General features: G+C 71.9%; 19 protein-coding genes. 4 read left to right on the top strand and 15 right to left on the bottom strand.

The features are described 5' to 3' along the window. Window positions 1-17: 17 nt before the first annotated feature. The 3 genes from fxsBH to ACF1CT_RS21650 form a co-directional block, all read right to left on the bottom strand. Window positions 18-2252: a radical SAM/SPASM protein FxsBH, inactivated beta-hydroxylase extension form gene (fxsBH, locus tag ACF1CT_RS21640; RefSeq protein ID WP_391785532.1), complete on the bottom strand. Its 2235-nt coding sequence runs from the start codon at window positions 2250-2252 to the stop codon at window positions 18-20. Between the two features lie 30 nt (window positions 2253-2282). Beyond that, complete coding sequence (gene fxsA, locus ACF1CT_RS21645) at window positions 2283-2450, bottom strand: FxSxx-COOH cyclophane-containing RiPP peptide (RefSeq protein WP_391785533.1); 168 nt, start codon at window positions 2448-2450, stop codon at window positions 2283-2285. A gap of 253 nt (window positions 2451-2703) precedes the next feature. Beyond that, complete coding sequence (locus ACF1CT_RS21650; RefSeq protein WP_391785534.1) at window positions 2704-3411, bottom strand: hypothetical protein; 708 nt, start codon at window positions 3409-3411, stop codon at window positions 2704-2706. Between the two features lie 211 nt (window positions 3412-3622). Here ACF1CT_RS21650 and ACF1CT_RS21655 point away from each other — a divergent pair, with 211 nt between their 5' ends. Continuing rightward, the gene (locus ACF1CT_RS21655; protein ID WP_391785535.1) at window positions 3623-4549 is read left to right on the top strand and encodes a DUF4231 domain-containing protein; all 927 of its coding nucleotides are present in this window, start codon (window positions 3623-3625) and stop codon (window positions 4547-4549) included. Between the two features lie 55 nt (window positions 4550-4604). Here ACF1CT_RS21655 and ACF1CT_RS21660 read toward each other — a convergent pair whose 3' ends face one another. From ACF1CT_RS21660 to ACF1CT_RS21700, 9 genes are all read right to left on the bottom strand, one after another. After that, entirely contained in the window at window positions 4605-5084 is a 480-nt protein-coding gene (locus ACF1CT_RS21660) for a hypothetical protein (protein WP_391785536.1), read from the bottom strand. A gap of 261 nt (window positions 5085-5345) precedes the next feature. Further along, a complete protein-coding gene (locus ACF1CT_RS21665; RefSeq protein WP_391785537.1) occupies window positions 5346-6245 on the bottom strand; it encodes a S1 family peptidase in 900 nt (299 codons plus the stop codon). Between the two features lie 252 nt (window positions 6246-6497). Continuing rightward, window positions 6498-7313 (bottom strand): DUF1684 domain-containing protein, encoded by an 816-nt coding sequence (locus ACF1CT_RS21670; RefSeq protein WP_391785538.1) that lies wholly within the window; start codon window positions 7311-7313, stop codon window positions 6498-6500. Window positions 7314-7316: 3 nt separating this feature from the next. After that, a complete protein-coding gene (locus tag ACF1CT_RS21675) occupies window positions 7317-8597 on the bottom strand; it encodes an NtaA/DmoA family FMN-dependent monooxygenase (RefSeq protein WP_391785588.1) in 1281 nt (426 codons plus the stop codon). A gap of 17 nt (window positions 8598-8614) precedes the next feature. Next, window positions 8615-9682: an LLM class flavin-dependent oxidoreductase gene (locus ACF1CT_RS21680; RefSeq protein ID WP_391785539.1), complete on the bottom strand. Its 1068-nt coding sequence runs from the start codon at window positions 9680-9682 to the stop codon at window positions 8615-8617. 190 nt (window positions 9683-9872) lie between these two features. Next, entirely contained in the window at window positions 9873-10625 is a 753-nt protein-coding gene (locus ACF1CT_RS21685) for an amino acid ABC transporter ATP-binding protein (protein ID WP_391785589.1), read from the bottom strand. Window positions 10626-10663: 38 nt separating this feature from the next. Then, window positions 10664-10930 (bottom strand): hypothetical protein, encoded by a 267-nt coding sequence (locus ACF1CT_RS21690; RefSeq protein ID WP_391785540.1) that lies wholly within the window; start codon window positions 10928-10930, stop codon window positions 10664-10666. Window positions 10931-10990: 60 nt separating this feature from the next. Further along, entirely contained in the window at window positions 10991-12847 is a 1857-nt protein-coding gene (locus tag ACF1CT_RS21695; RefSeq protein WP_391785541.1) for an FAD/NAD(P)-binding protein, read from the bottom strand. After that, window positions 12844-13710 carry an amino acid ABC transporter permease gene (locus tag ACF1CT_RS21700; RefSeq protein WP_391785542.1) on the bottom strand — a complete coding sequence of 289 codons (867 nt, stop codon included), beginning with the start codon at window positions 13708-13710 and terminating at the stop codon, window positions 12844-12846. Before ACF1CT_RS21700 ends, ACF1CT_RS21695 begins: the two co-directional genes overlap by 4 nt. Before the next feature lie 563 nt (window positions 13711-14273). On the opposite strand from ACF1CT_RS21700, the gene ACF1CT_RS21705 reads away from it, so the two are divergent. After that, complete coding sequence (locus tag ACF1CT_RS21705) at window positions 14274-15218, top strand: ABC transporter substrate-binding protein (RefSeq protein WP_391785543.1); 945 nt, start codon at window positions 14274-14276, stop codon at window positions 15216-15218. Window positions 15219-15370: 152 nt separating this feature from the next. On the opposite strand, the gene ACF1CT_RS21710 is transcribed toward ACF1CT_RS21705, so the two are convergent. Next, complete coding sequence (locus ACF1CT_RS21710; protein WP_391785590.1) at window positions 15371-16630, bottom strand: DUF5685 family protein; 1260 nt, start codon at window positions 16628-16630, stop codon at window positions 15371-15373. 309 nt (window positions 16631-16939) lie between these two features. Between ACF1CT_RS21710 and ACF1CT_RS21715 the strand changes: the two genes are divergently transcribed. Then, window positions 16940-17383 carry a cell division protein SepF gene (locus tag ACF1CT_RS21715; RefSeq protein WP_391785544.1) on the top strand — a complete coding sequence of 148 codons (444 nt, stop codon included), beginning with the start codon at window positions 16940-16942 and terminating at the stop codon, window positions 17381-17383. Between the two features lie 22 nt (window positions 17384-17405). Here ACF1CT_RS21715 and ACF1CT_RS21720 read toward each other — a convergent pair whose 3' ends face one another. Continuing rightward, window positions 17406-18620 carry an acyl-CoA dehydrogenase family protein gene (locus tag ACF1CT_RS21720; protein ID WP_391785545.1) on the bottom strand — a complete coding sequence of 405 codons (1215 nt, stop codon included), beginning with the start codon at window positions 18618-18620 and terminating at the stop codon, window positions 17406-17408. Between the two features lie 181 nt (window positions 18621-18801). Next, the gene (locus ACF1CT_RS21725) at window positions 18802-20499 is read right to left on the bottom strand and encodes an MFS transporter (RefSeq protein WP_391785546.1); all 1698 of its coding nucleotides are present in this window, start codon (window positions 20497-20499) and stop codon (window positions 18802-18804) included. Between the two features lie 543 nt (window positions 20500-21042). Here ACF1CT_RS21725 and ACF1CT_RS21730 point away from each other — a divergent pair. Further along, on the top strand, window positions 21043-22071 hold the full coding sequence (locus ACF1CT_RS21730) for a phosphatase PAP2 family protein (protein ID WP_391785547.1): 1029 nt from the start codon (window positions 21043-21045) through the stop codon (window positions 22069-22071). Window positions 22072-22135 lie beyond the last annotated feature (64 nt).

The following is a 22135-nucleotide window of genomic DNA, read 5'->3' on the forward strand; positions in this document are numbered from 1 at the left end:
ACTGAACCCGGACCGTCTCACACCTCTTTGCGCATCAGGTCCAGCAGTCGCTTTCCATGGACGGTGAGTTCGGCGGCCCTCTCCAGCACATCAAGAGCCCGCGGAACTCCTTCGAGCCAATCTGGCTCGAAATCCCCCAGCCCCACCCGTTCGTAGGTGTCGGCCAGCAGCCGGGAAAACGGAACTGGTTCTTCCTGCCATGGAATTCGATGTTCCCAGGAGCCGTCTGCGGCGTAAAGATCCGTGACGTCGCAAAGCGCCCGCAATTCCGCCCGCCGGAAACCCCGGAGCAATGCGAACGCCAGTTCCTCGGCGCTGCCGTCCGGCGAGATGCCCAGGGCACCCGGTCCGTGGCGTCCCACCGAGGGCTCGGCCGGGGCCGTTCCGGTCAGCGGGGTGAGGGTGGTGAGGAAGCCGGCCATCTGCCGGGCGTGCCGGGGAGCCTTCTCCGCGAGGAGCGTCCACGCCTCCGCGATCCGGGCCGCCGCACCGGCGGCGGCCCGCTCGTCGAGGGCGGGGGCCGCTCGACGGGGGAAGCAGTCACGGGACGGGTCCATGTCGTCCAGCACCGGGCCGGGTACCGCCCCCGGAAGCACGATGCGTCGCAACGGCCGCCAGTCGGGACCGGCCCGCTCCGGGCGCACGACCCTCGGCTCGTCCTCGTCGCCCCCCTCCCTGTGGACCAGGAAGCCTTCCTCGGCGCCCCGCACCAGAGCCGTGCCGCACTCCCCGGCGCCCGCGACCCGCAACTCGCCGAGGCCGGGCAGGAAGAGGACACCGTCCGAGAACGTCACCCGTACGGGCAGGTCGAGACCCGCCCTCGCGACGGCCGCCGCCAGGTACGTCGACAGCCGGCGTGCCGCCCGGACGGCTCCGAACCGCTCGTGCGCCGGCTCCAGGGCGTGCAGCAGCCAGCCGCGGGTGTACGGCAGCGCCAGCACCTCGTCCAGGCCGCGCGCACCCCGCTCGGACGCCTCGATGGCACCGGCGAGCTCCCACGCCTGCGCCCACTCCCGGCCGCCGCGCCGGCCGATGTCGGCGTTCAGCCGGGCGAGCAGGGTGCGGGTGAGGTCCTGCTGGGCGACGGCGAGCTCGGCGCGGTCGGTCACCGCCGGGGCGACCAGGGTCCCCGCGGTGCGCGCCTCGACCCCGCGCACCAGCGCCTCCAGGTCGGCGCAGTACACGGACGGGTTGTCGAACGGGCCGAAGGGCCCGGCGGAGTCGTAGCGATGGGTATAGAGACCACCCCCGCACGAACGTACGACCGGACATCGCCGGCAGGTCTCGCTGACACCGGCCAGCCCGAGCTGGCGGGCCCGTACCCCGGGGTGTGCCGCCACCTCGTCGAAGGTGTGGCTGAAGACGTCGAACCCGGTGGCCGCGGCACCCTCGTAGGCGCTCTTGAGCGAGTCGACCTGCTCCAGCTGCCCGTCGGTCTCCACCACGACGAGGTCGGTGGGGGCGAGGCCCAGCGACTCGGTGAGGCTGGGGCCGCCGCTCAGCGTGGACAGCACCGAGGAGAAGATCCGTACCGGCACCGGGCGCCCCCGCTCCTCCCAGCGGTCGAAGACCGTGAGGAGCCAGTCGGCGTAGGCCGTGGGCGACCCGTCGGGACGGAACGGCGGCTCGTCCCAGGTGGCGTGCGGCAGCAGGAAGTCGATGAGTGGCGGTTCGAGCTCGATGAGCGCGTCGAGGACCGCGTGCGGGTCGTTCCGGATGTCGACGGTGCAGAGCAGACCGAGATTGAGATGGCGGTAGCGCTCCTGCCGGAGCAGCTCGACGGCCTTGAGGACCAGGGGATGGCTGCTGCGCCCGTCGGCGTAGCGCCGGTGCCGGTCGTTGGCGGCCCGGTCGCCGTCGAGGGAGATGCCGACCCTGACGTCGAACTCGTCGAAGAGGTCGAGATAGCGCGGGCTGAGCTGGATTCCGTTGGTGTGGACCCGGAGATCGAGCTCCGCGACGCCCTCGAAGGCGGAAGTCAGCCCTTCGCAGACGCGCCGCAGTCGGGCGGGGCCCGCCAGTAGGGGCTCCCCTCCGTGCAGGATCACTGACACGGAGGGCAACGCATGCGCAGCGGCATGCTCGGCCAGGCGCTGAGCTGTCCGGAAGATGACTTCGTCAGAGATTGTCCTGGGGCGGGTACGCCAGCTCTGATCTGCATGTTCGTAGACGTAGCAATGGTCGCAGGCAAGATCGCACCTGCTGTGTACTTTAAGTACAATTTCGCGGAATGGGACCAGGGGTCCTGTCATTCCCTCAGTCTAGCCAGCATGCTGCGCACATCAGAGCGCGGAACTGAAGGTCGATGCCTGGGTGTGGCGGTCCGCGGGGGCCGAGAACACTCGGCCGAGCTTCCGGCTGGCTTCTGCACCGCGGGGGTCGATCTCGGCGAGCGACACGCGGCTCTTCTTCGCAACAGCGAAGGCGCGAGGGGATTCAGATGTCTTCACGGCCATCCTTGAGGGGAGCGTTCCGGATCATGAGCAAAGCAGCCAGTTTCTGCATATTCACAGTGCCCGGCGGAATGACTTTACTCCCCTCAACGGGCTTGGCAACTACGGAGATCCGCTCGTCACACGACTGGCATAAAGAAAAGTCACGGGCGTGGCGAGAACCGGTATCGGCCGTGGTGGGAGGGGGAGCGAACCGGCTCACTCGCGGCGGACACCGCCCGACCAAAGCGCCCTCCCGGAGGCCGAGCACTCAGTCGGCCGGAGGGAGCCCGCTCGCCCGCGCACCCCTCATGCAGTCCATGATCCTCTCGTGGGTGTCGCCCACGACATCCGTGATCCTGGCGCGCACGTACAGGGACCGGACCCGCCCGACGCATTCCTCCGAGAACGCGCCCATCAGTACCGTCTCGTGGCTTCCGGCCCCCACCAGGGGGAACCCGGCCCCGAAAGCGATGAGCCGGAAGTCCGCGCCGTCGACCAGTCCGGCCCCGGTCAGCTCGCCGGAGGCGTCGAGGAGGCTTCCCCAGGGAGCGTCCGGGCGTCCCCGCTCCCCTCTCAGCACCACCTTGAAGTCCCAGGACTCGACAACGGCGAGGTGCTGACCACCGTTCATTATCCCGACTCGCCACGCGGGAACGCCCCCGGCGAGCTCTCCCTTCGCCCAAGTGCCCCGCCATCCCAGATACGGCCTCACCGTGCGGGCGTACTGCGCACGGGCCAGCACGGCCCCCGCCGCGACGGCGAGGAGACTGCCCAGCGCCTCGCCGTCGAGGAGTTGCAGACGCCAAGGCCACTCGGCAAGGGTTCCGGCCGACACATTGGCCCGGATCGTCTCCCAGACGAGCACCACCAGCAGCAGGACCAGGAAGACCAACGGAACGGCGAACAGCAGCGGGCTTCTGCGAATCCGCCGCTGGGCATCACACAATGAGACGTCGTCCCGGACCGTTCCGCTCATCGGCCTCTCCCCCGCAGCGACGGGCACCGAAGGGTGCACCATCAGTAAATGGCCTTAAAATATTGCCAGTTGGGCCGCTCTTCCACAACGCCCTCTGCTTCAGGGGGAGTTGGCGGCGGGACTGAAAAGGACCACCGGCGCGTCGGTTTCGTTGCCGCACCCCACGGCGCCCCTTACTCTCTTGCCTCCACAACTGCAGACGGGAGCGAACATGACGGCGATTCCCGGACCGCTCCGGAGCATGGTGTTCAGGAACGCTGACCTGCCGGAGCTCTTCCACCACACGGACGCCATCGCGGTCACGAGCCAGCGGGAGGCCGTGAACACGACCCGCGTCCAACTGGTCCTCCTGGTCATCGGCACGGTGCCGGCGGCGCTGCCCTGGCACGCGGAACTCGGCGGCACCTTCCAGCTCATCGACGCCGTGGGTGTCCTGGCCTACACGGGTGTGCTCCTGACGACGTACCTCGCCACCCGGCGCAGGGCGAAGTCCCACTGGCAGCTCAACCGCTCCGCCGCGGAGTTCATCAAGTCGATGTGCTGGCGCTACTCGGTGCACGGCTCCCCCTTCGACACCGACACCCTGCACCCCGAGGCCGTGTTCGCGAACCGCCTCGAAGAGGGCCTCCAGGAGCTCCGGAAAGTGGGCTGGACCGACCCCCGCGACCTCACGGCGGACTCCGGCGGCCTGATCACCGACTCCATGCGGGAATTACGGAACAGGGCGTTCACCGTTCGCAAGGAGACCTACATCCGCGACCGGCTGATCGAACAGCGCACGTGGTACCGCAGACGCCAGGAGGTGTCACGGCGGGCCACCCTGCTCTGGTCGAGCACGATCGCCGTCCTGACCGCGCTGGCGCTGCTCTCCGCCCTGCTGCGGACGTTCTCGGTCGCCCAGTCCTTCGCCCTGACCGGGGTGCTGTCCGCCGCCGCCGCGGCCTGCCTCGCCTGGAACGAGATCCGCCGCCACCACCCGCTGATCTCCGCCCACTCGCTGGTGGAGGACGACCTGGAGGCGATGCAGGTCGCGATGGAGACCACGTTGACCGAACGCCAGTGGCCGCGCGCGGTGTTCGAGACCGAGCGCATCGTCTCGCCGCAGCACACCGACTGGCTCGCCCGGCACCAGATGTGACGGAGAATCAGGCGTGGCCGGGGCGGCCGGCCCCGGAGGCCGGCCGCGTCGCGGGTCAGCCGCGCTCCACGCCCTCGCGCCAGATGACGGTGACCGGGCGGCCCAGGCCGCGGGCGTAGCTCACGATGTCGCCGGTGCCGCCGAGGCCGCGGGCGGGCCGGCCGTCCCATACGGCGAGGAGCCGGTCGCAGTGGTCGGCGATGTACGTGCCGGCGGCGTAGTACGCCTCGTCGGTGGAGTGCGGGAAGTCCATCCGGACCTCCCGCACCGCACGGTTTCTGAGGGCGTGGTAGCGGGCGAGTTCGGCCGCGTCGGCGAAGGAGGCCTCGTAGTCGCCGCTCGGGATGACCACGGTCAGGTCCGCGCCACGGGCCAGGGCGAGGTCGGCGAAGATCTGGTCCGCCCCCACCGCCAGGCTGGAGAGCGCCTCCATCGACCCCCGGAAGCGGCTCAGGGCCGTCTCCAGCCCGGCCAGGACGTGCGCGTGGGCCTCGTGCGGAATGCTGCGATGACCGGTCACTCCGATGCGATTCACGGACCTGGAACCCCCTGAGGTGTCTGCCGGGGGTCCCCGGAGGCCACCCTCCGGGCGGGACAGCATCCGCCCCCGTTTGCTCCTGCATGACCGACCTGCCCCACATCCTCTCAAGACGGGACGGGCGAGCGGGAGCCCCCGCCCGGAATTCGGGCGGGGGCTCCCTGTCTCTTCCCACTGTTGTTCGAGGATCGGGCCGACGGGTGTTCGAGCATCGAGCTCAGGTGTGAAGTACCGGGCCCGCGTCGGCCCCGCCCCCGGTCAGAAAATGCTGACCCCGTACGCGCTGAGCGCCTCGGGAACGGGCTGGAAGTACGTGGTGCCGCCCGAGGAGCAGTCGCCGCTGCCGCCGGAGGTGAGGCCGATGGCCTTGGACCCCGAGTACAGCGGGCCGCCGGAGTCACCGGGCTCCGCGCACACATTGGTCTTGATCATGCCGTACACGACGTCGCCGTTGCCGTAGTTGACCGTGGCGTTGAGCCCCGTGACGGAACCGCTGTGGGTGCCGGTGGTGGAACCCCGGCGGGTGACGGACATGCCGACCGTGGCATCGGCCGCACCGGTGATGTCGACGCTGCCGACGGTGCCGTCATGGGGGACGGAGGTGTTGTCGTAGCGCACCAGGCCGTAGTCGTTGACCGGGAAGCTGGAGCCGACCGTCGGGCCGATGCTGGTCGACTGGGAGGAGTTGGTGTACCAGGGCGGGTTGCCGTCGGTGCAGTGGCCGGCGGTCAGGAAGTAGTAGGTGCTCCCGCTGCGGACGTTGAAGCCGAGCGAGCAGCGCCAGCCGGGGGCGTAGATCGCGTCCCCGCCGGAGAGCAGCTTGCTGAGCTTCCCGGGGGTGCGCTCGATCCGCAGGGCACCCGCGTCGGCTCCGGCCGCCTGCTTGATCCGCGCTATCCCGGCCTGCGAGACCGTGCTGTCCGCGGAGACCGTCACGGTGCCGGACTTCGGGTCGACGCTCCAGGCGGTACCCGCCACGTCGGCCTTGAGCACGGCGTCGTTCACGGCGGTGAGCCGGGCGGCGCTCAATGTGGTGGCGGAGTCGGCCTGTGCGCTGGGGACGGCGAGCGCGGCGACGGCGAGCAGTCCCGCGGCGACGGCGACGACCCGGCTGCGTCTGACGGTACCGCTGAGGGGGGTGGTGCGCTTGATCCTCACTTTTCGTTCCTCCCGAGGGAAGTCGGGGGTCCGCCTGTGGGGTGGTCGGACCCGTGAGGCGCAGTCGTTCGCACGGCAGGCTGCGCACGACGCAAACATGCCGTGTTCCTGACAAGCGCTGCACGGGAGTATTCAAGGCGTCAACTTCCGGCGCAAGAGGGCCTTTCGGTCCGCCTCCCCCCGGACCGCCCCTCGGCCCCGGCGGCCGGACGGGCCGCCGGGGCCGACGCCCCGGGGGAACGTGAGGGTGTGTCAGTGGTCGACGCGGTGGCGCTCTCCCGCGTCGACGGCGAACGGAAGAGTGTTGCCGGGCGGCGGGAAGGGGCAGATGAAGTGCTCCGCGAAGGCGCAGGGCGGCAGCAGCGCGCGATTCAGGTCGACCGTCACCGCGCCGTCCGGCGACGGGGCGGCGGGCCGCAGGAACCTGAACCGGTAGCTGCTTCCCCCACTTGTCGCGTCCGCGAAGACCGCCCAGAGCGAGCCGTCCGGTTCGATCACCGCGCTCAGGGTGTGCTCCGCTCCCCCGTTCCCGAAGACGATCTCGCCGCCGAGTGTGAGGCCGCGCTCGGCGCCGTCGGCGTTCTCGACCCGGACGGTGCGCACCCCGTCGTACGGGCGGAAGGAGCCCGGCAGCACCCAGCGGGCGTCGTACGGGGTGGCCACGATGGTCCGAAAGGCCCGTCGGGCGGCGGATTCCGGGTCGAAGTCCCGTACCGCCCAGAGTCCTTCGCGGCGGAGCACGACCAGGCGGCGCCCGCCGTGCGCGACGCGGGACGCCTCGATCGGGCCGCGGTCGGCGGTGAGACGGACCCGGCCCGCCAGGGGCCTTCCGTCGACCGTCGGGCCGTCCTCCGCGTCCGCGTCGAGCACCACCTCGTCGCCGTCCTCCCGCCACCGGCCCGGCACCCCCGGAACGCGGCCGTCCGGGTGGTCGGAGAGCCAGTGGGTGCCGGTGAGGGAGAGCGGCCCGTACGGGGCGGCGACCCCGGCGATGCGCTTCTCGTGCCAGTGCTGCCAGTCCTGTGCCGCCCGCTCGGTCTCCCGCGGCCCCGGCGTGTCCGTGCTCATGCGTCACCCCTTCCACACCGGCTCGGCGAGCCCGAGGTGCGAGCGCAGGGTGGATCCGGTGTAGTCGCCGCGGAACGTCCCGCGTTCCTGGAGCAGCGGCACGACCCTGTCGACGAAGTCGTCCAGACCGCCCGGCGTGAGATGCGGGACGAGGATGAACCCGTCGGCGGCGTCCGCGGCGACGAACTGCGTCATGCGCGCCGCGACCGTGCGGGGGCTGCCGACGAAGGACTGCCGCCCGGACGTCTCGATGACGGTCTGCCGGATCGACAGCCCCTTCTCCTTCGACAGGGCGCGCCAACGGGCCGCCACCGCGAGGGGATCGGCGTGCGCGACCCGCCCCTGGACCAGGGTGGAACCGGGATCCGGTTCGATCTCCGGCAGGGGGCCGTCGGGGTCGTAGGAGGAGAGGTCGCGGCCCCAGACCTGTTCCAGCGCCAGCAGCGCGTTCTGCGGCGAGATCTGCAGGCGTCGGATCTCGGCCGCCCGTTCCTGGGCCTCGGCGTCGGTGTCGCCGAGCACCACGGTGACACCGGGCATGACCTTCAGCTCGTCGGCCTTGCGGCCGTACGTCGCCAGCCGCGCCTTGACGTCCGTGCAGAAGGCACGGCCGGCCTCCAGGGTGCCGTGCCGGGTGAAGACGACGTCGGCGGTGGACGCGGCGAACTCGCGGCCCTGGGGGGAGTCCCCGGCCTGGATGACGACGGGGTGCCCCTGCGGGGAGCGCGGGACGGTGAACTCGCCCTCGATGCCGAAGTGCTGACCGCGGTGCGCGAACGGACGCGGGGCCCCGTCGGGGGTCCAGCTGTCCCACAGCTCGCGGGCGGCGGCGACGAACTCGGCGGCCCTGGTGTACCGGTCGGCCCGGTCGAGGTAGCCGCCGCGCCGGAAGTTCTCCCCGGTGAAGGCGTCGGAGGAGGTGACGACGTTCCAGGCGGCGCGGCCCGCGCTGAGATGGTCCAGGGTGGCGAAGCGGCGGGCCAGCTCGAACGGCTCGTTGAAGGTGGCGTTGACGGTGGCGGCGAGCCCCAGCCGGTCCGTGACGGCCGCCAGCGCGGACAGCACGGTGAGGGACTCGGGGCGGCCGACCACGTCCAGGTCGTGGATCCGGCCGTTGTGCTCGCGCAGTCTCAGCCCCTCGGCGAGGAAGAAGAAGTCGAACCTGCCGCGTTCCGCCGTCCGGGCCAGATGCGCGAAGGAGGAGAAGTCGATCTGGCTCCCGGAACGGGGGTCCGACCAGACGGTGGTGTTGTTGACGCCCGGGAAGTGGGCGGCGAGGTGCATCTGCCGAGGTGTGGTGCTCATGCCCGGCCTCCTTCGGCGGCGTATCGGTTGGCGGGACGGGTCAGCCCGAGGTGTTCGCGCAGGGTGCCGCCGGGGTGGAAGGTGCGGAACAGGCCCCGGTGCTGGAGCAGGGACACGGTTCCGTTGACGATCCGTTCGAGGTCGCGTCCGGGGGTGATGGGGGTGAGGTGGAAGCCGTCCGCCGCACCGCCGCGGTGCCACCGGCCGATCAGTTCGGCGAGGTCGACCGGGCCGCCGCGGTAGTAGGTCCCGCCGCCCGCGAGCGGGGGGCCGCTCTCCAGCCCGGGTTCCGGGACGGTCTCGGCGTCGCCGAGGTCGACGGTGAGCGCGACCAGGAATCGGAGTGCTCCGGGGTCGCGCCCGTACGCCGCAGCCCGGCCGCGCAGTTCGGCGCGGATCGCGGCGGCGCGTTCGGGGGTGGTGGCCCGGACGAGGACGACGTCGGCGTGCCGGGCGGCGACGCGTGCGGCAGGCCCGCCCGTCCCGTCGACGACGGTGACCGGGCGCCCCTGCGGCGGCCGGGGCACGATGGCCGGGCCGCGGACCGCGAAGAACTCGCCCTCGAAGTCGATGTGGTGCAGTCTGCCGCGGTCGACGAAGCGTCCGGTGGCGACGTCCCGGATCTCGGCGTCGTCCTCCCAGCTGTCCCAGAGCCGTGCGCTCACGTCGGCGCTCTCGCCGGCCTCGCGCCACAGCTCCTCGACGGGCGCCGGCGGGCGTCGTCCGAAGAGCCGGGCCTCGGCCCCGGTGGTCGACACATCGACGTTCCAGCCCGCCCGGCCGCGGCTCACCCAGTCCAGGGTGGCCACGGCCGACGACACGTGGAACGGCTCGGTGTGCGTGGTGGTGACGGTCGGCACCAGGCCGATCCGGTCGGTGGCGGGCGCGACCCGGGACAGCACGGCGAGCGCGTCCGGGCCGGGCCGGGCGAAGGAGTCGCCGAGCGTGACGAAGTCGAGTGCGCCGCGTTCGGCGAGCCGGGCGAGGGCGGTGTAGTGCCCGGGATCGTAGCGGGGCGGACCACCGATCTCGGCGGCCAGGTGCAGCGGGGTGGTTGCGGACATCTCAGTGCCTCTCGGGGCTCGGTTCCGCCCGGTTCTCAGGGCTCGGTGTTCGGGATCGCGGGGCCTCAGGACCTCGGGATTCGGCATTCGGCGTTCGGCGTCGGGGCTCCGGGCTCCGGGCTCCGGGCACCGGGCACCGGGCTCCGGGCACCGGGCACACGCGTACTCCTCGGCATGGGCACGGCGGTGATCACAGAACCTTGGAGAGGAAGGCGCGGGTGCGCTCGTGCACCGGCCGGTCGAGCACGTCACCGGGGGCTCCCCGCTCGACGATCCGTCCCTCGTCCATGAAGACGACGGTGTCGGCGACCTCGCGGGCGAAGCCGATCTCGTGCGTGACGACGATCATCGTGGTGCCCTGTTCCGCCAAGTCCTTGATGACGTCCAGCACTTCACCGACCAGCTCGGGATCGAGCGCCGAGGTCGGCTCGTCGAAGAGCAGCAGCTTCGGTTCGAGGGCCAGCGCGCGGGCGATGGCGACCCTTTGCCGCTGCCCGCCGGAGAGCTGCTCGGGGTACGCCGCCGCCCGGTCGGCGAGCCCGACCCGGGCGAGCAGCCTCTCCCCGGTGGCGACGGCCTCCTTCCTGGTGCGGCCGAGGGCGGCCACCGGGGCCTCGATGATGTTCTCCAGCACGGTCAGGTGCGGGAAGAGGTTGAAGTTCTGGAAGACGAAGCCGATGCGGGTGCGGCGGCGCAGGACCTCGCGTTCACGCAGTTCGTACAGCTTGTCGCCGTCCCTGCGGTAGCCGACCAGGGCGCCGTCGACGCTGATCCAGCCGCGGTCGGCCCGCTCCAGGTGGTTGATGGTCCGCAGCAGCGTGGACTTGCCGGAGCCGGACGGGCCGAGAACGACGGTGACCTCACCGGCCCGCACGGTCAGGTCGATGCCGCGCAGCACTTCGAGGCCGCCGAAGCGCTTGTGGACGGAGCGGATCTCGACCATGGGTCGCGCGGATCCGGTGGCGCGGTCGGTCGTACGGCTCATCGGGAGGTCCCCTTGGCGTAGTGGCGTTCGACGTGGTGCCGGAGGACGGGGAGCGCGGCGGCCCCCGCCGACTGGCCGTGGTCCGCGGCGGGGACGCCGCCCCGCACGGTCTCCGCCGCGTGGGCGGCCCGGCGCGGTGCCGGGCCGAGGACGGCGGCGCCCGTCGCACCGATCGGGCTCATCGTGTCGAAGGAGAGGAAGGCAGGTCCGTCGTCGTGTGGTCGTGTCGACCTGTCGATGGGTGGATCGCTGGTGAGAGGCATGAGAGGTCCAGGGGTGTGAGGGCTGCCGGGGCGGGGTCGGGGGCGTGCGCGAGGCCGCGGTCAGGCGTCGCCGGGACGACCGGGACCGGCAAGAGCCCCGAGGAGGGCGAGCGCCGTGCGCGCGGTGGCGTCGTTCTGGCGGAAGGCAGTGCCCCCGGTGCGCGGCCGGGTGAACGCCCCGCCGGCGCGTGCGGTGGTGAACGGGCCGAGGGCGAAACGGCGCGGGTGCGGGCGGCCGTCGCGGCCCACGATCCGGCCGTCGTCGGGATCGACCGAGAGCAGCCCGGAGGCGGTGGCGGCGGCCCCGTCCGCGTGGAGGTCCTGGAGCAGCGGGCTGCGGCTGCGTTCGGTGGACGGGTCCGGCAACCGGGCCTCGACCAGGGCGCGGGCCGCCACCCGTTCCCCCGGCACGGTCGCGCTCCCGGCCACGAAGAGGCCCCGGCTCTCATCGGTTTCGACGGTCATTCCGGCGCCGAGGAACCGCACGACTCCGGCCCGGGAGAGCGCGAGGAGCTGCCGCAGCCGGGGGCCCGGCGGGCCGGAGGCGAGGTAGCTGAAGAAGCCGTGCCACCGGTCGCCGGTGTCGCCGAGCCGGATCAGCTGCCCGTAGGCGGAAAGCAGCCCGAGGAAGACGGCGAGGTCCGGACTGCGGGCCGGGTCGTGGCGGCGTTCCAGGTCGGCGGTGATGTGGGCGCGCAGCCCTTCCTGGAGTGCGTCGTGGGAGTCGTGGCGCACCCCGTTCAGGGGGTGGTCGAGCGCGTCGAGGTCGAGCCGGTCCGCCGGGTCGGGGACGGCGGCCGACACGAGGGCGCGCAGCTCCGGACCGCCCGGGGCGGCCGCGGCGTACTCCGCCTCGAAGCCGGGCCAGTCGCGCTCGGTCCGCTCCGGGTGGGCGGTGAAGAGCCGGTGGTAGTGGGCGTATCCGAGCTCCTTGTCGACATGGGGCCACACATCGCGCCGGAAGTCGATCGGATCCTGCGCCTTCAGCAGCGTCTCGATCAGGTCCGGTCCGAGGAAACGCGGCAGCGGCGGGCGTTCTCCCCGCCAGGGGTAGCCGATCTTGGAGCGGTAGGGGACGCCCCGGCGGGAGCCGACGTGGAGCACGGGTTCCCTGCCGGAGGGCAGGTACGCGCCGTTCTCGTACCGTCCGCCGCGGCCCTCGGTGAGCAGCACCATCAGGTCGACGAAGGCGAGTCCGAAGCCGCGGACGAGGACCGGCTCGCCCGCCGGGAGGGCGGTCAGGTCGGTGTCGGCGGTGAAGTCCGGTGGCAGGTGGACGAGGCCGTGCCGGTCCGCGAATCCCGCCAACTCGACGTGTCCGGGCTCCGGTTCGGCGTCGAGGTGGCCGATGGTGAGGACGACGAGATCGGCAAGGAGCGGCCGGTCCCGTCCCTCCAGCCAGACCCGCTGGCGCCCGTCCCGGGGTCCGGTCACGCGCACCGCCCGGTCGCGGTGCCAGTGGACGGTGACACTCTCCGGGAGTGCGGCCACGGACTGCGCGTACACCCATCGCAGGTAGACGCCCTGAAGCCGTCGGCTCGGGAAGTCCCCGGGCGTCAACTCCACTATTTCCTTCAGGAGTTCGGGGTCGAGGTGGGCGGCCTCCGGGAGTGCGGTCCGCCCGTTCCGGACGCCCGCCGCCCAGGTGTGGAGCGCGGGTCCGGGGCGTATCGGACCCTCCTGCCGGACCGTGTTGTCGGTGAACATCGTGACGTCCTCGGCCATGGAGTTCATCCAGAGCAGCGGCGACTGGTCGTGCCGCCAGATCCGTCCGCCGCCCGGCGGGTACGGGTCGACGAGGTGGATGTCCAGGGGGCGGTCCCCGTACACCTCGGGGGCGTTGGCGGCGATGCGCTCGATCAGTCCGGTGCCGCGCGGCCCAGCGCCGATGACGACGAGTACGGGTGCGCCGCTCACCGGGCGCCCGCCGTGCCGCGCGCGTAGTGCCGTTCCACGTAGTGCTGACCGATGCTCAGCAGCGAGGTGACGACGGCGTACCAGAGCGTGGCCACCAGCAGCAGGGGAATGACCTGGTAGGTGCGGTGGTACACGAGCTGCACCGAGTACAGCAGGTCCTGCACGGCGATGACGCTGACGATCGAGGTGCCCTTGAGCGTGCCGATCAGCATGTTCCCGGCGGGCGGGACGATGGAGCGCATCGCCTGCGGCAGCACGATCCGGCGGAACCTGCGCCACGGTCCGAGCCCGAGCGACTGGGCGGCCTCGATCTGTCCCCGTTCGACGGACAGGACGCCGCCGCGGACGACTTCGGCGGCGTACGCGGCCTCGTGCAGGGTGAGGCCGATGACGGCGACCGTGACGGGGCCGAGGAGGTCGACCGTGCGGATGCCGAGGATCCGGGGGTAGAGCGCGCCGATGTTGAACCAGAACAGCAGCTGGACCAGGACCGGGGTGGACCTGAAAAGCCATATGTATCCCCAACTCACCGTTCTCAGAACGGCGTTGCCAGACATTCTGAGTACGGCGAGCAGGGTGCCGAGGGCGAATCCGAGCACCATGACCAGCGCCGTCAGCCAGAGGGTGAGGCCGAGGCCGCGCAGGACCGCGGTGGTGGCGAAGTACTCGGCGACGACGTCCCACTGGAAGGCGTCGTTGCGGGCGATGGAATTCAGCGCCAGGACGAGCAGCGCAAGGACGGCAACGGCGGTCGTCCACTGGCCGGTCCGGCGCACCGGGACGATCCGGAGCCGTTCGGCGCCGTCGTTCTTCGTGGGCGGGGCGGGGAGGGTGGGAGGAAGGGTGTCTGTCTGCGCGGGCATACGAGGGCTCCGTGGATGCAGAGATCGAACACGGGGCGCGTCCTCGTCGCGGACACAACACGGACCGGGCCCCTCAGCACCGGTCCGCCTCCGAGGTAAGCGCCGTTCACCGTGCGCTGTCAAGCTTGTCCACACTGTGAGCCGTACGTCTCAGTGCGGTTGACGGGTCACCGGATGCCTGTTCCACTGGGGCCATGCATTCGCAGCAGTGGCTGGTCAAGCGCTCCCACATCGACTTCGGTCGCGTGTGGTCGTCCTCCTGTTGAGCCGACCCACTGATTCCTGCCGCGTTTCCGCCTGGCGCCGTGTGCCGCGCCCGGGCGTTGTTTCCCCGCGTGTCCTCACGTACACAACATCGCCGCACCCTCCCCTCGTGTCACCGTTCCTCCGCGCCCCGGCGCCTTCCGTCCCGTCCCGTTCCTCCGCCCCGGCCGTGATGCCACCGCGCCTCGCTCCGGCGACGGCCCCGCACGTCTGAGGTCCCTGGCGTCCGCGCCCCGGCGCGTCCGGGTGCCGTGTGCGATGCGCCCGCTCGGCCGACGACCTCTGGAGAAGCACGCCCCATGCCCCGAATCCGGCACACCGCTGCCTTCGCGCTGATCTCCCTCGCCGCTCTCGGCCTCACCGGCTGCGGGTCCGGTGACCCGGCCACCGCTCCGGCCGGTGCCGCCGGACCCGCGGCGGCCGGGGGAGAGATCCCCACCGACGACGTGGTGTCGTCGGTGCGCGAGGACAAGACCGCCGCGAAGCTGCTGCCCGCCGATGTCCGCGCCTCCGGAACGCTGACCGTCGCCACCGCCGTCGGCAACCCGCCCAGCTCCACCTACCTCCCGGACGGAAGGACGGTGGCCGGCACGGACATCGACATCGCGGACGCGGTCGCCAGGAAGCTGGGGCTGGAGCTGAAGCGCGAAGTGGCCTCCTTCGAGGCGATCCTGCCGGCCCTGGGCAGCGGCAAGTACGACGTGGGCACCGGGAACTTCGGGGTGACCGACGAGCGCCGCGGGACCATCGACTTCGTCACCTACGTCAACGACGGCCAGGGCTTCGCGGTGCGCGACGACAGCACGCTCCGGAAGGTCACCGATCTCACGCAGCTCTGCGGGCTGACCATCGGCACCGGCGCGGGCACCACCTTCGAGGTGACGCTGGAGGAGAACCGGCACCGGTGCTCCGAGACGGGCCACGAGCCGTACCGGGTGAAGACCTACAGCGACCAGGGCGCGACCTGGGGTTCGCTCCAGCAGGGCCGCAGCGATGTGGTGATGTCGACGATCAACGGGCTGCGGTACGCGGTGGAGCAGCAGCGGGGCGTGCGCTTCCTCAACGAGTTCAAGCGGCTGGACGTCGGCTTCGCGCTCAAGAAGGGCAGTCCGCTGGCGCCCGCCCTCCGGGCCGCGGTGAACGGCCTGGAGGCGGACGGCACCTATGAACGGATTCTGCGGAAGTGGGGCATCACCGCGTCGGCGATCGAGACCTCGCGGATCTCGCCGCCCGAGATCAGGTGACCCGCCCGGCCGCGGCGGGCGGAGCGGCCCGAGGGGACGGTTCGGACGGCCGGGCCGGGCGGCCGGATCCGTTGACGGCCCGGTGGCGGTCTCGTGGCGGATCCGTTGACGGCCCGGTGGCGGTCTCGTGGCGGACCCGGTGACGGCCCGCCTCAGCAACTGCAGTCGCAGTCGCAGCAGTCGCAGGACCCGCAGCAGTCACCGCAGTTGCTGCAGCAGTCGCACGCATCACAGCAGCTGCCGCAGTCGCACTGACGGCACAGTCCTTCGCGGCGCTGATGGCTCCACGGGTCGTCGAAGGTGCCGCAGCACATCTGGCAGGTGCAGGCCAGCCCCGCCCAGACCAGGCAGCCCGTGATCAGTCCGCGCCGGTCGCGCGGGGGCTCGGGCGGGGGCTGCGGCGGACCGCCGGGCCCCCCGGGCCCCGGGGCGTACGGGTTTCCGGGACTCGGGGCGTACGGGTTTCCGGGCGCCGGGCCGAAGGACCCGGCCGGCCGGGTCTCCGACGGGGTCACGAGTCCGTCCGGCGCCGTCCCGTCGGCCCGGTGCGAGCACGACGACGTGCCGAAGGCCCGGTCCACCGACTGCCGCAGCTCGTGGGCCAGCAGCACATGGGTCAGCCTGCCGTCGGTGAACTCCGCGTCGCGCAGCGCGAGCCGTATGCCGCGCAGCGCGTCGTCGCAGAGCCGTCGGGCCTCGGCCCGTGAGGTGCCGGTCGCGGTGAGCGGGTTCCAGGCTCCCGACGCGGCGTCAGCCTCCTGGTCCTCCACGGCGTCCAGCAGGTGTGCCAGGCGGCCGAAGAGCCGGCCCGCCTCCGCCAGCGGCCCCGCGTTCCGCGGCCTGCCGGCGAGTACCGCGGTGTGAGCGAAGGCGGCGGCGGTGGCGGTCTCGGTGGGTTCGGTGACCGTGAGCAGTGGTGTTCCGGGGCCCGCGAGCAGCTCGATGCCGCCCTGCCGGTCGACGGCGTCGACGAGCAGCGCCGTGTCGAAGCCGAGCGCCGCGCCGGTGCGCGCTCCCGCCCGGTCCCAGCCCGCGGCGACCCGGCGGGCGGCGGCGGCGACCGGGCGGCGCCCCAACAGGCCGTCCCGGTCGGCGACGTGGTCCCGTACCTTCGCCGAGGCCAGTACCAGGGAGACGGCGGCAGCCAGCCTCGCCCCCTCGCCGCGGGCGACGGACGCGGTCCGCATGGCACGCAGCGGGCAGGGGCCCGCGGTCCGTCGCCATCCGGTGGTGCGCTCGGACTGAGCCTCCGTCAGCACCGAGACGATCAGGCCGTCGTAGTTCGTGACGACGCGGGCGAACTGTCCGTGGTCCGAACGGAGCGCGAGACAGAGCCCGCAGAGATGGGCCATCCACTCGGTCCGCAACCCCTCGGACAGCCGATGGGCGCAGGGCCTGACGATTCCGAACACGACGATCCCCCGACGGTCGTTCACTCGTGCGCCGTGCTCGTGCGCGTGCGCGACGTGCATCGTAATCCAGCCACGCGTTCACCCGTACGTCCCCCGGGTCACTCGGACGGACCGCTGCATCAGATTTTCTTTCTTTCAGACCATCGATACGGGAGGAATGCTGACGAACCGCCACATCTTCTGCATCAGTACCGTCACGAACCCCCTGCGCGCCGACTATCCACTTGGCGCGCGATCCGCATCATGGACGACCATAGGGACACGAAAGAGATGCGGAGCATCACGGAACCGCGGTGAGAGGAGGCGTCCATGGGATCGGTGCGCAAGGCGAGTGCCTGGCTGGGCCTCGTGGAGGACAACGACGAGCGGTACTACGACGACGACGAGTACCCCGAGGTCGCACAGACCGGAACCGGTCAGGCGTGGGTGACCGACCCCCGGGTGCAGGTGGCCTCCCGGGGCGCCGAGGACACGGGCCGCCGGATCGCCACCGTCACCCCCGACAGCTTCCGGGACGCCCGGGCCGTCGGAGAGCTCTTCCGGGACGGCGTCCCGGTGATCGTCAATCTCACGGCCATGGATCCCACCGACGCCAAGCGCGTGGTGGACTTCGCCGCCGGTCTGACCTTCGGACTGCGTGGATCGATCGAACGGGTGGCCACCCGGGTCTTCCTGCTGACCCCGGCCGACACCCGGGTGGTCAGCGGCGAAGCCGCCGGCCGGCCGGCCGACGGCTTCTTCAACCAGAGCTGAGCAGGGCGCTCGCCGGACCGTTCTACCGGAACGCGTCGAGACCGGTGAGCGCCTTGCCCAGCACCAGCTGGTGCATCTCCACGGTGCCCTCGTAGGTGAGCACCGACTCCAGATTCGTCGCGTGGCGCATCACCGGGTACTCCAGCGAGATCCCGTTGGCGCCGAGGATCGTGCGCGAGGTGCGGCAGATGTCGATCGCTTCCCGCACGTTGTTGAGCTTCCCGAAACTCACCTGCTCCGGACGGAGCGTGCCCGCGTCCATCCGCCGTCCCAGATGGTGGGCGAGCAGGATGCCCTTGTGCAGTTCCACGGCCATGTCCGCGAACTTGGCCTGGGTGAGCTGGAAGCCCCCGATCGGCCGTCCGAACTGCTCCCGGGTCCGCGCGTAGTCCAGGGCCGCCCCGAAGGCCGAGCGCGCCGCGCCCATGGCCCCCCAGACGATGCCGTAGCGGGCGTGGCTCAGACAGCTGAGCGGGCCGCGCAGACCGGTGACACCGGGCAGTACGGCATCGGCCGGAAGTCGCACCTCGTCCAGGACGAGTTCGCTGGTGACCGAGGCGCGCAGGGACCACTTGTGCCGGATCTCGGGCGCCGAGAAGCCCGGGGCGTCGGTCGGCACGACGAATCCGCGAATTCCGCCGGCCGCACCGTCCTCGTCGGTCTGCGCCCAGACGACGGCCACCCCGGCGACCGAGCCGTTGGTGATCCACATCTTGCGGCCGGTGAGCACCCAGTCCCCTCCGCCGTCGCGCCGGGCGTACGTCCGCATCCCGGCGGGGTCGGACCCGTGGTCCGGCTCGGTGAGGCCGAAGCAGCCGATGATCTCGCCCGCCGCCATGCCCGGCAGCCACCGCTGCCGCTGCTCCTGCGAGCCGTAGCGGTGGATGGCGTACATGGCGAGCGACCCCTGTACGGAGACCAGCGAGCGGATGCCCGAGTCCGCCGCCTCCAGTTCGAGGCAGGCGAGCCCGTACTGGACCGCGGTGGCTCCCGCGCAGCCGTACCCCTGCAGGGACATCCCGAGGGCGCCCAGCGAACCGAGTTCGCGGGCCAGCTCGCGGATGCCGGGCAGTTCGCCCTTCTCGTACCACTCGGCGATGTGCGGCAGGACCCGGTCGGCGGCCCAGTCGCGGACGGTGTCGCGGATGGCGAGGTCCTCCGCGGCGAGCAGATCGTCGATGCCGATGGGGTCGGCGGGGTCGAAGGGCGGGAGCTTCGGGGACGGGGTGGTGGACATGAGGGCGCCTCCGGCGGCCGGCACGATGCTGGGGCCGGACGGTACGGGGACGGTGCCGCGGGGCCGGGCACGCACCCGGCCGGTCCCGCGCCCCTCCTCGGGGCCGACCGGCCCGGAACTGGCGGTGTCGGGGCGTGTGACGAAACACGCCCTGGTCATGACGTCGTGCCGACGTTACGGCTCAGCGTCCCACCCGTCCAGAGCCGGTCGCCCCGGCGGGCCGACGGCGGGCCTGCCCCGGGAGCCGGGGCAGCGCGGTGCTCGTACGGGGTGCCCGGACCGTGTCCTGGGGGGCCTCGTCGGGTCCGGTCTCCTCCGGCTCGCCGGGGGCAGGGGACGGTGACTCCGCCGCGCGCGGCAGTCGCAGCGCCGCGAGCGCCCCGAGCAGCAGCAGGGCGGCGCTCACCACCAGCGTGACGTGCAGCCCGGTGATGAAGGAGCCGCGGGCCGTGGTCCGCAGCGTTTCGCCCAGCGGGCCGCCGAGCCGGTCCGCCACCTGGTACGCCTCGCCCAGCGAGTGGGCCGCGGCCGCGCTGTCGGCGGCGGGGACGCCCTTGTCGGACAGATCCGCGAGTCCGGGGACGTAGGCGGCGTTCATGACGCTGCCGAGCAGGGCGATTCCCATGCCCGCCCCGAGCTGGTAGGAGGTCTCGCCGATCGCCGCCGCCCCGCCCGCCCGGTCCGCGGGGGCGTCGCTGAGCATGGACTCGTACGCCCCGAAGAGCGTGGTCTGGAGCCCGAAGCCGAGGGCGACGAAGGCGGCGGCCAGCAGGGCCGGGCGGTCCTGACGGCCCATCGCGGTAAGGACCAGCACCGAGGCCGCGGTGAGCACGAAGCCCGAGCCGACCATCCGGCGCGGCCCGACACGGTGCAGTGTGTACGAGCCGGTGGCGCCCGCGGCCATGGCCGCGAAGGTGAGCGGCAGCAACCGCAGTCCCGTCTCCAGCGGGCTCAGTCCGAGAACGAGCTGGAGGTACTGCACGGCTATCAGTTCCAGCCCGACCAGGGCCAGCATCGCGACGATGATGCAGCCGACCGAGGTGGAGAAGGCGGGCCGGGAGAACATCCCGATGTCGATCAGCGGGTGCGTGCGCCGTTTCTGACGCCGCGCGAAGAGGATCAGCAGCGCCGCCCCTGCGAACAGCGGAACGAAGGCGGTCGGGCTGAGCAGCCCCTCGCCCGCGCCCGCGCGCTTCACCCCGAGGACCACCCCGAGCACCCCGGCCGCGGCCATCAGCGCGCCGAGCACGTCCCACGGGCCGTCGTCACCGCCGCGGGACTCCGGCAGCAGCAGGCGGCCGACGGGCAGCACCAGGGCCATCAGCGGGATGTTGATCAGGAAGACCGAGCCCCACCAGAAGTGTTCGACGAGGAACCCGCCGACGACCGGCCCGGTGGCGGCCCCGACCGCGGCGACCGCGGACCAGATCCCGATCGCCACGGCCCGCTCGCGGCGGTCGGGGAAGACCTGGCGGAGGATCGACAGCGTCGCGGGCATGATCATCGCCCCGCCGATCCCGAGCAGGGCCCGGGCGGCTATCAGTACGGCGGGACTGCCCGCCAGCGCGGCCACCGCGGAGGCGATCCCGAAGAGGGCGTAACCGAGCAGCAGAACCCGGCGGCGGCCGACCCGGTCGCCGAGGGTGCCGAAGAGGATCAGCAGCGAGGCGCAGACCAGGGGGTAGGCGTCCACGATCCAGAGCAGGTCGACGGCGCTGGGCCGCAGGTCCTCGGTGAGGGCCGGCACCGCTACGTGGAGCACGGTCGCGTCGAGCGCCACGAGCAGCAGGCTGAGGCAGAGGACGACGAGGACGACCCATCGGTTGGCACCGTCGACGGCTGCGCGCAGCCGGAATCGGGCTGTGGTCGTCCCGGACATGCATGTACCTCCCAAAAGGTCCTCGCGCTCGGCAGGCCAGCCTGGGACGCGGTGGGTCCGCTTCCACTCGGGGCCCGGCATCGACGGGCGAGTGCTGCGTCAGCGTACGCGAGTTCGGAGAACCCACATGTGTCCCACCTCATACCCCCGTCGGCCGCGGAGCATGGCCCGCGCCGCGGCGCGGGACGCCACTCACCCCTCCGACCTGCGCGGACGGGCTCCGCGCCCGGCACGAAGGTACTCGGCCCGTTTCCCGGAGTGACCGCCGGGCCCACCAACCGAGCGTTCGGTGACCGGACGCATACCCTCCGTTTCCCCCTCCGGGAAGGGCCGGTCAATTCCGCACCGACGCCTTCCGCGTTTTTTCCGACTACGGCAAACACCCTTCCGAAATAAGTGCGAAATCAATAGCGCACAGGCACTCCGAAAGGCTTCTCCGGATAAGGAATTAAGGCCCGGCCGAGACATGTTCCACATCACATCGTCATCACAAAGAGACCTGATCGCCCTGGTCGCGAGCTAACTCGCTGTAACGTCGATTGGGTGCGTACCGACATCTTTGCCCGCCTGGACCGGGAGCCGGAACCGCCGAAGATAGAGCCACCGCGGATGAGCCGTCACCGCATCGCGCTCTTCGGCGGGACGTTGGCGTTCTACGCCGCCATCGTCGTCGCCGTGCTGGTCTCCTCCTGGCTGGTGGCACTGGACTGGAAGGTCATGCTCTTCCGGCCGTATCAGCAGTGGCCGGAGATCCATGCGTTCCTCGACTACTACATCGTGCTGGGCCAGCGCGGCCCGACGGCCACCATGGTCGCCTGCTGGCTGGGCTGGCGCTCGTGGCGGCAGCACACACTGCGCCCCCTGCTGACGCTCGCCGCGGCGCTGCTGCTGCTCAACGCCACGGTGGGCGCGGTCAAGATCGGTCTCGGGCGGCTCGGCCCGCACTACGCGACGCAGATCGGCTCCGCGGATCTCTTCGCCGGCGGCGATATATTCCCCTCGGGCCACACCGCCAACGCGGTCGTGACCTGGGGAATCCTCGCCTACCTGGCCACCACCCCGAGAGCCAGGCGCTACTTGTCGGCCATGTCGGCGATCGTCTCGCTCGGTGTCGGGCTCACCACCGTCTACCTCGGTACGCACTGGCTCAGCGACGTCCTGCTGGGCTGGGCCGCCGGGCTGCTGATCCTGCTGGGGCTGCCCTGGGTCGAGCCGTTGATCGCCCGGACCGAGACGTGGGTCTTCGTCCAGCGCGAGAGCCTGCGGGGACTCGGCCGTCCGGTTGCCCCCGTGCCCGTCACGATCGCGGGTCCCCGGACCGCGCCGCTGCCCCGGCCGGACGGTGTCGACGCCCCGACCGCGGACCAGGTGCTGGAGCCGGTCGCCGCGGGCGGCCCCCCGGCCCCCGCCGTGGCCACGCGGCCGCGCGGCCATCCGGTCCCGCCGCACCAGGCCCATCCCGCCCGCTCGGAGCGCAGCCCGGTCACCCCGACCGGCAGCCGTCGCCCGCCGAACGCGGAACGCACGCCGCGCGGCGGCACCGCTCCCGCCCGCCCGGTGGCGGGTGGCTGACCCGGTACGGCGGGGGCCGGTACGCACGACCGCTCCCCCGTCGCGACATGACCGAGGGCCCCGG

The sequence above is a fragment of the Streptomyces sp. NPDC014734 genome, assembly GCF_043083325.1.
Classification (GTDB): domain Bacteria; phylum Actinomycetota; class Actinomycetes; order Streptomycetales; family Streptomycetaceae; genus Streptomyces.